We start from the raw sequence: 2,515 nt of genomic DNA, 5'->3' as shown, positions 1-2,515 counted from the left end.
GTGCGCGCTGGGCGCCCTCCGGCGTCGGCGTGTCGGAGCGGAGCGCGGCGGGGCGGGGGGCGGTCGATCGGGAGATGGTCATGGCAGGCACCTGTCGGCTTATCCGGGCATCGCGCCCGGGCCCCGGGGCGGGGCGTCGGCAAGGGCGACGGCGTGTCGATGCCGGCAGATCAGCACGCCATGGTTAACGGACCGTTTCCCGGCAGGACCTCCGGCGACCTGCTTCGGCGTCGTCGCCGGAGGTGTCCGCGCGGCGCCACGCGAGGGGGCTGGAAGGGGGCTGGAAGGGGGTCGGCCAGAGGTTCGCACGCGGTTGGCCTGCGCCTTGCGAGGGAGGATTCGCCCATGGCGGGCGTTTCCTCCCAACGACTGGGCCCTGCTCGCGACCCGGGCGGGGCCCTTCTTCGTTTGTCGGAGGGCGTTTCCCGGTCGGCCTCCGCCGGCACCTGCGGCGCGAATGCCGCATTGCGGCCTCGACGGGCTCCCACGGCGGATGCTGCATTGCGGTCGCCGAGGGGTGGAAGCGGAACCGTCGCACGGTCGCGACGCTTGCCTAGCGACGCCGGAGACCGATATGCCGGGCCATTCGCGGATGCCGCCCTCGGGCGGATCCGACGCCGGGGTTCCCACGGCCGACATGCAAGGACCACGCTGGATGCGACTGGACACGTTTCGACACGCCCGTGGCGCGCTTCTGCCCCGGATGCTCCGCTCCGCGGCGCTGGCAGGCCTCCCGCTCGCCCTGCTGGCGCTCGCCGGCAGCCCGGCTCAGGCTCAGCGCGAGGACCAGGGGCTGCAGCTCGGCTGCGCCAACGACTATTTCCGCCTCTGCGCCGGCGTCGACCCGAACAGCCCGGCGGCCGAGCAGTGCATGACGCGCAACCGCAAGCGCCTGTCGCCCGAGTGCCGCAACGCCATCGGCGACTACGACAAGCGCACCGGCGGAAAGTCGATGCCGGAGGATTGATCGCTTCGGGCGCGTCCGCGACGCGCCCGGTTCGAGGATGGTGGACGACGAGCGGCCGGCTCGTTCCGGGGGATGGATCGTCCCCCGGGAGCCGGCCGCGTCACGAGCGGAGCCCGACGACATGGCCTTGACCGTTGCGGTCCAGATGGACCCGATCCAGGCGATCCGCATCGCCGGCGACACCACCTTCGCCCTGCTGCTCGAAGCGCAGGCGCGCGGCCACCGGCTGATCTACTACACCCCCGACCGGCTCTCGATGCAGGGCCGCCGCGTCACCGCCCGCGTCCAGGCGCTGAGCGTGCAGGACGTGGAGGGCGCACACGCGACGCTCGGCGAGATCGAGCGGATCGACCTGTCCGAGGCCGACGTGGTGCTGATGCGCCAGGACCCGCCCTTCGACATGGCCTACATCACCGCGACCCACATGCTGGAGAAGATCCACCCGCAGACGCTGGTGGTGAACAACCCGGCCGAGGTGCGCAACGCGCCCGAGAAGCTCTTCGTCCTCGACTTCCCCGAGCTGATGCCGCCGACGCTGATCTCCCGCGACAAGGCGGAGATCGAGGAATTCCGCCGCGAGCACGGCACCGTGGCGATGAAGCCGCTGCACGGCCACGGCGGCGCGGCGGTGTTCCGCGTCTCCGAGACCGACCCGAACTTCGGCTCGATGTTCGACCTGTTCTCGGTCACCTTCCGCGAGGCGTGGGTGGTACAGCGCTTCCTCGAGAAGATCACCGAAGGCGACAAGCGCATCATCCTCGTCGACGGCGAGCCGATGGGCGCGATCAACCGCGTGCCGGCCTTGAACGACATCCGCTCCAACATGGTCCGCGGCGGCGCCGCCCGGCCCTCGGACCTGACCGAGCGCGAGCGCGAGATCTGCGCCACGATCGGCCCGGAGCTGCGCCGCCGCGGCCTGATCCTCGTCGGCATCGACGTGATCGACGGGCACCTCACCGAGATCAACGTCACCTCCCCCACCGGCATCCGCGCGATCAAGCGCCTCGGCGGCCCGGACCTCGCCGTGAGCGTGTGGGACGCGATCGAGGCGCGGGTGGCGGTCTGACGGTCGGCCTTCGGGTGTGCGCGGTCATTCCGAACGCTTGGCGCCACGTTTCCTGCGCGCCCGGGCCGATTGCGGTTGCCCCGCCGTTCGGCGGCCGAAGGCCTCCGCCATAGCGGGCAGCATGCCCTCGACGCCGGCCCGCGTCCGCGCCAGCTCGGCGTCGGTCAGCGGCGGGCTGTCGACCGCTGCCTAATCTGCCTCGGCGTAGGCGTCGTTCGGGACGTAGCCCAGCCCGGGATCACGCCTGCTCATAGGTCGCTCCTTCCGTTTAGAACGTAGACGATGTGGCCCTCACGTCTCCGCCTTCGGCGTCGCGTTGAGCTCGGCCCAGTCGAACTCCTCCTCCAGCACGAAGTAGGCGTCGTCGCCGATCGCGCCCTCGCGGCGCAGGCGCATGACCGTGTCGCGGGCGGCGGTGATGGCGCGGCGGCGCGGGCCGTCGGTGGGCAGGGATTCCGGGGCGCGGCCCTCCTCGTGGGCCT

General features: G+C 71.7%; 2 protein-coding genes and 1 pseudogene. 2 read left to right on the top strand and 1 reads right to left on the bottom strand.

All coding sequences use genetic code 11. The features are described 5' to 3' along the window. Positions 1–703 precede the first annotated feature (703 nt). Positions 704–967 (top strand): hypothetical protein, encoded by a 264-nt coding sequence (locus FV222_RS22955; protein ID WP_147754479.1) that lies wholly within the window; start codon positions 704–706, stop codon positions 965–967. A 121-nt stretch (positions 968–1,088) separates the two neighbouring features. Next, positions 1,089–2,033 carry a glutathione synthase gene (gshB, locus tag FV222_RS22950; RefSeq protein WP_147815720.1) on the top strand — a complete coding sequence of 315 codons (945 nt, stop codon included), beginning with the start codon at positions 1,089–1,091 and terminating at the stop codon, positions 2,031–2,033. Positions 2,034–2,324: 291 nt separating this feature from the next. Here gshB and FV222_RS22945 read toward each other — a convergent pair. Then, a pseudogene (locus FV222_RS22945) lies at positions 2,325–2,515 on the bottom strand (sodium:proton antiporter); the annotation flags it as partial.

Origin of the sequence: Methylobacterium sp. WL103 (assembly GCF_008039885.1) — a bacterium.
Taxonomy (GTDB): Bacteria; Pseudomonadota; Alphaproteobacteria; order Rhizobiales; family Beijerinckiaceae; genus Methylobacterium; species Methylobacterium cerastii.
Note: the sequence above shows the minus strand (reverse complement) of the source record. Positions and strands in the feature narration are given on the sequence as shown.

What these genes read in the sequence shown, in the direction of transcription:
- gshB (WP_147815720.1), top strand. Translation starts at nt 1,089, where the DNA reads ATGGCCTTGACCGTTGCGGTCCAGATGGACCCGATCCAGGCGATCCGC.
- FV222_RS22955 (WP_147754479.1), top strand. Translation starts at nt 704, where the DNA reads ATGCTCCGCTCCGCGGCGCTGGCAGGCCTCCCGCTCGCCCTGCTGGCG.